Origin of the sequence: Escherichia sp. 94.0001, from assembly GCF_013369155.2 — a bacterium.
Lineage (GTDB): Bacteria > Pseudomonadota > Gammaproteobacteria > Enterobacterales > Enterobacteriaceae > Escherichia > Escherichia coli_F.
In genome coordinates, this window is the sequence record NZ_JABWMS020000019.1 from 70,099 (window position 1) to 78,235 (window position 8,137).

Below are 8,137 nucleotides of genomic sequence, written 5' to 3' on the forward strand. Positions count from 1 at the left end.
GCGCTTACCGGGCATCACAAGGAAGATTAAGACAGCGCCTGGGCCAGCAGCGTAATCGGGTGCTCGCAGCGAAGGCTTGTAGACATTTCAATCTGCCATTTGCAGGTTTCGCAGTCGGTGACCACCAGATCTGCGCCGCTCTCTTCTATCTGGCGGAACAGTGGTGCGCCGATGGCTTGTGAGGTTGGGTAGTTCTCTTTTTTGAAACCGTAAGTTCCGGCAATACCGCAGCACTGGGAATCCAGCACCGTTAACTCAAGCCCCGGGATTTTACGCAACAGTTCCAGGGTGTAGAGTGTCCAGCCCATTTTTTCCATATGGCACGGGGTGTGATAAACCACTTTCAGCGGCAGCGATTTCAGCGGTAACGTTTTGCCTTCGTCCAGCTTGCGCCACAGCCAGCGGGTCGCCAGTTCGATATGATCGCGCAAGCCTCTGTTGTCGACATTCAGCACTTCCGGGTATTCGTCACGCAGGGCAAATGTACAGGTTGAGGAGGTGGCAATCACCGGAATGCCTTTTACCCCTACCGCTTCGCGGATCGACTCTACATTCGTGATTGCTTGTTTACGTGCTTTATCGGTAAAACCGTTGGCGATGAGCGGCACGCCGCAGCATTTTTCTTTGCTCAGCAGTTGTACGCCGGTGTCCATCGCGTTGAGCACTTTAATTAAATCTTTACCTAACTGCGGATGGTTGTAGTTAACGAAACAGCCGTGAAAGAAAGCCACCTGGTCTTTATATTGCGCTTGCTGAGCCGCCACGCTGCGATACCAGCGACGAAACGTACCGAAGGAGTATTTCGGTAGCGTGCGGCGATGATCGATTTTTAACGCCGCATCAAGCAACTGCCGCACTGGTTTCAGCGAGGTAGCGGTGTTGACGATTGGAGCAAACGGCGTGGAAACGCTACCCATCAGGTCGGTATGACTCAACACAAAATTGCGCAGCGACGGGCGCGTGGTGTCATATTTCGCCCGCGCGCGCTGGATAATATCGCCAATCTTCACATCGGACGGGCAGGCGACTTCACAACGTTTGCAGTTGATGCAATATTTCAGCGCCTCGTCATACAGTGCGCCATCTTTTAAACGCAGACGCTCGCCATCCGGCCCGGCTTGTTTTGGCCCCGGATAGCTGGGATTCACCCGGCTCACCGGGCAGGCGGTGGTGCAGACGGTGCACTTAATGCAGTTTTCGAAGCTGGTGTCGTTCATTGTTGGCCTCCTGCGCGTTGGGCAATTTGTTGAGCGGCATGTAAAGCACTGACGGCACAAACACCGCCGCCGCATCCCTGGGCAATGGGATCAAATCCGCCCAGCACCGAACCGATGGCAAACAGGTTCTCAATGGTTTTCCCCGCCTGCGACGGGCGCAGCACCTCATCAGTGGTTACACCGAACTGCTGCCACGGTTGCGGCGCAAAAAAATCGCCCTTATACCATTCACCCCGCGTGGCGGTTTGTAGCACATCAAGGCCGAGAATCGGCTCGCGAATGCCGTCACGTTCTGCCACCAGTCCGCCGCTAAAGAAACTGCCGCTCGCAAGCACCGCAAATCGTGGGCGCAGCGGGATATCGGCGTGATTGCGCGTCCAGATTTCATTCACTACGCCATTTTTACAGGTCACTTTTTTCACTTCATCGCCTGGCATCCACACGCCACCCTGGCGCACAAATTGGCGCTGTAACTGGTTTTGCAGACGAATGCCCAGCACGGAAGGCGGCAGCGTTGGCAAAAGCATCAATGAACAAGGTAGTTTTTCATTCAACCAACGCCAGAGTTTGTCATCGGCCAGGCCGAAGCAGGCGGGCATCAGGATCATTTCGCAGGTATTGGCGACAGGAATAAGCGCATCAATTAACAGAGGCCAGTTTTCTTCGTTATCAAGGAAACGGGCGATATTCACCGCGCGGAACTCGGTGGCGTTATTGCGCAGGATATCCAGTTCTGGCAGCTCTATTTCTGCGGTTTCAACATTAAGATCCAGTTCGCGCAATGAAGCCGCCGCAAGATGCGCCTGAAAATCCATCAGGCCGCTAATTCCCACTACACAAATTTTCTTCGCGGGCAGCGGCCAGACGGGGGCTTCTGGCGAACTTAGCCAGGTAGAGCGCAGAGTACCGAGCGGCGTAACTCGCTGGTGAGCCAGCTCTACGCTGCCCTGTAATTGCGCACCGCTTTCAGCGATTAATGTCTGTGCCTGACAAGCGAGATCGAGCACGCGTTGTGGCCCGAGAAGAGAGTATGGATGGGCAGGTGCCTGATGACACAAAGATTCCAGTCCACTGTGAATGTCTGTCACCGGCTGACCGTCAGGCAGATGGCTCAGCAAATCCAGCGATCCGGATGAGAAATGCAGCGCGCTTTGACCACGAGTGACAATGGCACAGCGCAGGCCGTGTTTTTGCAGTTGCAGGCCACAGAGTAATCCGGCGAGCCCGCCGCCCATAATGACAGTATCAAAGCGCATCTTTCTGCTCCTTCTCCAGACCACAAAGTCCCTGATAAACCCAACGGGTAAACTCGCTTTCGCGCAATGCGTCTCCCCAGGCGATGGGTTGCACGCCTTTCCAGCGTTCGTTAAGGAAGGTGGAAAGTTGCTCGATAGATTGCGCGGACGTCGTGACGTTAAAACGCTGTAGCAGTCCGGCAGCGCGGCAGGCGCAGAGCTCGCCCTGGCAGGTTCCCATCCCCACACGGGTGCGACGACGTAAATCCAACAGGCTGTTAACGTTTAAATTTTCTACTGCGTACTGCACTTCACCCGCAGTTACCGCTTCGCACTCACATACCAGGCTGCGGTGCAGACGGCCTTCGCTAAGCCAGGCAGGCGTGCGATCGCCATGACGATAAACCGCAGAACCGCGCAGCGGGGCAGGCAGGGAGATGACTTTACGCAAGGTAACTTCAGCGGGTTCCTGTGAACCTGGAAGTGCCAGATCGGCGGTCGTACAGGGGCGCGTATTGCCCAGCTTGCGACATACCGCGTCGGTAGCCCATTCCGCCATCAGCCGATAGGTCATCAGTTTGCCACCGGTGATGGTGATAAATCCGTCCAGACCATCGCGTTCAGCATGATCGAGCAGCACGATACCGCGACTGACGTTACGCCCGCTCGGGTCATCATCGCTGGCAACCAGCGGACGCACGCCAGAGTAGGCCCGTAAAATACGCGTTTTCGCCATCACGGGGGCCAGTTTTTCCCCTTCACGCAGCAGAATATCCACTTCTTCTGCCGTCACTCGATTATCGTCAATCTCGTTGTAATCAATACGTAAAGATGTGGTGCCAATCAGCGAAATGGTATCGCCTGGCACCAGGATATCGGCGTCGGAAGGTTTACGGCAACGGTTGATCACATGCTGGTTAATGCGATGATCCATGATCAGCAGTGATCCTTTGGCCGGGAACATACGAATGCGCAGATCGGCATATTCGGCAATATGTTGCCCCCAGATCCCGGCGGCGTTCACCACTACAGGCGCATGAAGTGCCTGAATTTCGCCAGTGAGATGGTTACGTACACGAACGCCACACACCGTCGCGCCTTCACGAATCAGACCTGTCACTTCGTGCGCGGTGAGGATAATGGCACCGTGTTCTTTCGCATCGAGCATGTTCGCTGCGGTCAGGCGAAATGGGTCAACAGTGCCATCCGGAACTTTTACCGCGCCAATCAGTGCCGGGTTAACGGCAGGTTCGATAATGCGTGCTTGCTGCGGATCAATGGCTTCAGCACTGATTCCAGCCTCTTCGCAAGCACGAATAAAAGTCGCCTGGAAGGAGAGATCATCTTCCGGCAGGGTGATAAACAGGCCGTTGGTTGGTTCGACACAGTGACGCGCAATGCGTTTTAAAATCTGGTTTTCACTAATACATTCGCGGGCCGATTCCGCATCGGTAACCGCATAGCGTGCGCCGCTGTGCAGCAGACCGTGGTTACGCCCGGTGGCTCCCGTTGCGATGTCGTGGCGCTCAACCAAAATTACGCGCAGCCCGCGCAGGGCACAGTCGCGGGCAATCCCGGCTCCCGTTGCGCCGCCGCCAATGATAATCACGTCACTTGATTGCGAGTCGCGAGTTTTCATTGTTATCCCTCTGAAGTTCGTTTTTTTACCATTTAGCCATAGTAAAAACATGAATTGTTTGATTTCGCGCATATTCGCTCACAATTCGAAAGTGAAACGTGATTTCATGCGTCATTTTGAACATTCTGTAAATCTTATTTAATAATGTGTGCGGCAATTCACATTTAATTTCTGAATGTTTTCTTAACATCGCGGCAACTCAAGAAACGGCAGGTTCTTCCACTGAATCAGGCTGTTAATCATAAATAAGACCACGGGCCACGGAGGCTTTCAATGTTGAGTATTTTTAAACCGGCGCCACACAAAGCGCGCTTACCTGCCGCGGAGATCGATCCGACTTATCGTCGATTGCGCTGGCAAATTTTCCTGGGGATATTCTTTGGTTATGCTGCTTACTATTTGGTTCGTAAGAACTTTGCGCTCGCTATGCCTTATCTGGTTGAGCAGGGATTCTCACGCGGTGATTTAGGTTTTGCCCTTTCGGGGATCTCGATTGCTTATGGATTTTCGAAATTCATCATGGGTTCGGTATCGGATCGCTCGAATCCGCGCGTTTTCCTGCCCGCAGGTTTGATTCTGGCGGCGGCAGTGATGTTGTTTATGGGTTTTGTGCCGTGGGCGACGTCGAGCATTGCGGTGATGTTTGTACTGTTGTTCCTCTGCGGCTGGTTCCAGGGGATGGGGTGGCCGCCGTGTGGTCGTACTATGGTGCACTGGTGGTCGCAGAAAGAACGTGGCGGCATTGTGTCGGTGTGGAACTGCGCACACAACGTCGGTGGTGGTATTCCGCCGCTGCTGTTCCTGCTGGGGATGGCCTGGTTCAATGACTGGCACGCGGCCCTCTATATGCCCGCTTTCTGCGCCATTCTGGTGGCACTATTCGCCTTTGCGATGATGCGCGATACCCCACAATCCTGTGGCTTGCCGCCGATCGAAGAGTACAAAAACGATTATCCGGACGACTATAACGAAAAAGCGGAACAGGAGCTGACCGCGAAGCAAATTTTCATGCAGTACGTGCTGCCGAACAAACTGCTGTGGTACATCGCCATCGCCAACGTGTTCGTTTATCTGCTGCGTTACGGCATCCTCGACTGGTCACCGACCTACCTGAAAGAAGTTAAGCATTTCGCGCTGGATAAATCCTCCTGGGCCTACTTCTTCTATGAGTATGCGGGCATTCCGGGCACCCTGTTGTGTGGCTGGATGTCGGACAAAGTCTTCCGTGGTAACCGTGGGGCAACCGGCGTCTTCTTTATGACACTGGTGACCATCGCAACTATCGTTTACTGGATGAACCCGGCAGGCAACCCAACCGTAGATATGATTTGTATGATTGTTATCGGTTTCCTGATCTACGGTCCTGTGATGTTGATCGGTCTGCATGCGCTGGAACTGGCACCGAAAAAAGCGGCAGGTACGGCAGCGGGCTTTACTGGTCTGTTTGGTTACCTGGGCGGTTCGGTGGCGGCGAGCGCGATTGTTGGTTACACCGTGGACTTCTTCGGCTGGGATGGCGGTTTTATGGTAATGATTGGCGGCAGCATCCTGGCGGTTATCCTGTTGATAGTTGTGATGATTGGCGAAAAACGTCGCCATCAGGAATTACTGCAAAAACGCAATGGAGGCTAATGGCATGAAATTGACGCTGAAAAACCTTAGCATGGCGATCATGATGAGTGGAATGATCATGGGAAGCAGTGCAATGGCGGCGGATAGCAACGAAAAAATAGTCATCGCCCATCGCGGTGCCAGTGGATATTTACCGGAGCATACGCTGCCAGCAAAAGCGATGGCTTATGCGCAGGGAGCGGATTATCTGGAACAGGATTTGGTGATGACCAAAGACGACCATCTGGTTGTTCTGCATGACCATTATCTCGATCGTGTTACTGATGTTGCCGATCGTTTCCCGGATCGGGCGCGCAAAGACGGTCGTTACTACGCGATAGATTTCACGCTCGATGAAATTAAGTCACTGAAATTTACCGAAGGTTTCGATATTGAAAACGGTAAGAAAGTACAGACTTATCCGGGGCGTTTCCCGATGGGTAAATCTGACTTCCGGGTTCACACTTTCGAAGAAGAGATTGAATTTGTTCAGGGGTTAAATCACTCTACCGGGAAAAATATCGGTATCTATCCAGAAATTAAAGCGCCGTGGTTCCATCATCAGGAAGGGAAGGATATTGCAGCAAAAATGCTGGAAGTGCTGAAGAAATATGGCTACACCGGCAAGGACGACAAAGTTTATTTGCAATGTTTTGATGTTGATGAACTGAAGCGCATTAAAAATGAGCTGGAACCCAAAATGGGCATGGACCTCAATCTTGTACAGCTGATTGCCTATACCGACTGGAATGAAACGCAGCAGAAACAGCCGGACGGAAGTTGGGTTAATTACAGCTATGACTGGATGTTCAAGCCGGGGGCCATGAAGCAGGTGGCGGAATATGCTGATGGTATTGGTCCGGATTATCATATGTTGATTGAGGAGACATCGCAGCCAGGTAATATCAAACTCACTGGCATGGTGCAAGATGCTCAGCAGAATAAACTGGTAGTACATCCTTACACCGTGCGGTCAGATAAGCTGCCTGAATACACTACTGATGTGAATCAGTTATATGATGCTCTGTATAACAAAGCGGGTGTAAATGGGCTGTTTACTGATTTCCCTGATAAGGCAGTAAAATTCCTTAATAAAGAGTAATGCTACTGCAGGATGGCGTTCATGCGCCATCCTCTGCTAAAGCGAAATAATGCTACTACCGGTTATTCTTTTCATTAACGGGTGCATCCTGTAAAAAGATGCCAACATAATTTTCGTAAAACTCATTCGTTAAAAAAGCTAACACTGGGCATTGTTATTCTTTAAACAGTATGAATAGGTCTCAATAATAAATTGTAATGCAGTTTATACTGTAAAGTATTATTCGAATTTCGGAAAGGTAAAGAAAATATTAATGTATCTTATTAATTTATCATATTGTTCTTGGGTGAATGCTGTTTGCACACCTTCAGGGCAATATTTACCAGTAATAACCAGTTGCCCATTGCTGTGTTGTACCATTAAACCTTCTTTTTCCTTTGGATCTACAAACTTAGAATTATCAAATGTGAAGATATTTTTTTCCTGTTTTGAGTAAGCAAAGAAATCTCGTGTATAGCTGAAATTATCATTTATTAATGGTGCTAACTTTTTGTCGGCGATATCGATAAGCTCACCACTTAATTTATTGATGTATTTCATTTGCTTCAATTTTTTCTGCGCTTGCACAATTTGCTTGTAGGTGTTTTCAATTTTTTTAGAAGAATTCTTAAATACATCATAGCGTTCCTCGGAGGATGTGTATTTGTACCATTCTGTATTTTTCTCAGAATGTTGTAGCAGGTCTGTATATTTTTTTTGATCGCTGTAAAGTTGACTTTTAATACTTTCCTCACTGCTGATCTTATAATGTTTATCAGAGTCGTTTGTTTTTGAAATGTCCTTTTCTGTCAGTGTCTGGTCCGTGTTGTGGATATTTTCTTTTGCAACATGCTCATTGATGATGTTAATTGCAGTTTCATATTCATTTAAATTTATTGTTCTTTGTGAAAGAACCCCTTCTTTGCTTTCGATACTCAAAACACCTTCGTTGTTTTCACCTCTGGTAAAGGTAAGGATATAGGGTTCATAATCTTCTGCAAATTCATTTTTATACGTTATGACATGCTCGACAAAATGTCTTATTGGTACGAAACCATAACTGTGAACGTCAATTTTTTTGGTCTTGACACTATCAATTTCATCTGAGGCTTTCGTGAAAAAAGCCAATAAATTAGCTATGTTGTCTGCTGAGGTTGATAACCCGTATCTACTTTGAGATATTTTTAGAAACTCATTGCAAAAAATCTCAAGTTTCGCGGTTTGTTGTGATTCTTTGTAAATTTCTGCTGTTTGCAATTTATTATTTTGTAAAATATTACAGCGAGATAATTGAATATATGTATTTGGCATAAATGATTCCTTGTAGTGTGAGTTAACAAGATACAATTTAATC

5 protein-coding genes and 1 pseudogene are annotated in these 8,137 nt (G+C 49.4%); 2 read left to right on the plus strand and 4 right to left on the minus strand.

What is annotated here, in order from left to right; translation table 11 throughout:
• Positions 1-26 precede the first annotated feature (26 nt).
• Genes glpC through glpA form a run of 3 tightly spaced genes read right to left on the minus strand, consistent with a single transcriptional unit; the run spans position 27 to position 4,091 of the window.
• Positions 27-1,217, minus strand: coding sequence for an anaerobic glycerol-3-phosphate dehydrogenase subunit GlpC (glpC, locus tag HEN33_RS11850; protein WP_001000390.1), 1,191 nt, complete (start codon positions 1,215-1,217; stop codon positions 27-29).
• Positions 1,214-2,473, minus strand: coding sequence for a glycerol-3-phosphate dehydrogenase subunit GlpB (gene glpB, locus HEN33_RS11855; RefSeq protein WP_176262911.1), 1,260 nt, complete (start codon positions 2,471-2,473; stop codon positions 1,214-1,216). Before glpB ends, glpC begins: the two co-directional genes overlap by 4 nt.
• Positions 2,463-4,091 (minus strand): anaerobic glycerol-3-phosphate dehydrogenase subunit A, encoded by a 1,629-nt coding sequence (glpA, locus tag HEN33_RS11860; RefSeq protein WP_176262910.1) that lies wholly within the window; start codon positions 4,089-4,091, stop codon positions 2,463-2,465. The genes glpB and glpA overlap by 11 nt, the downstream gene beginning before the upstream one ends.
• 273 nt (positions 4,092-4,364) lie before the next feature.
• Here glpA and glpT point away from each other — a divergent pair, with 273 nt between their 5' ends.
• Together glpT and glpQ are read left to right on the plus strand one after the other, a co-directional pair.
• On the plus strand, positions 4,365-5,723 hold the full coding sequence (glpT, locus tag HEN33_RS11865; RefSeq protein WP_000948724.1) for a glycerol-3-phosphate transporter: 1,359 nt from the start codon (positions 4,365-4,367) through the stop codon (positions 5,721-5,723).
• 4 nt (positions 5,724-5,727) lie between these two features.
• Positions 5,728-6,804: a glycerophosphodiester phosphodiesterase gene (glpQ, locus tag HEN33_RS11870; protein WP_176262909.1), complete on the plus strand. Its 1,077-nt coding sequence runs from the start codon at positions 5,728-5,730 to the stop codon at positions 6,802-6,804.
• A gap of 219 nt (positions 6,805-7,023) precedes the next feature.
• On the opposite strand, the pseudogene HEN33_RS11875 reads toward glpQ, so the two are convergent.
• Positions 7,024-8,094, minus strand: a pseudogene (locus HEN33_RS11875) (hypothetical protein).
• Positions 8,095-8,137 lie beyond the last annotated feature (43 nt).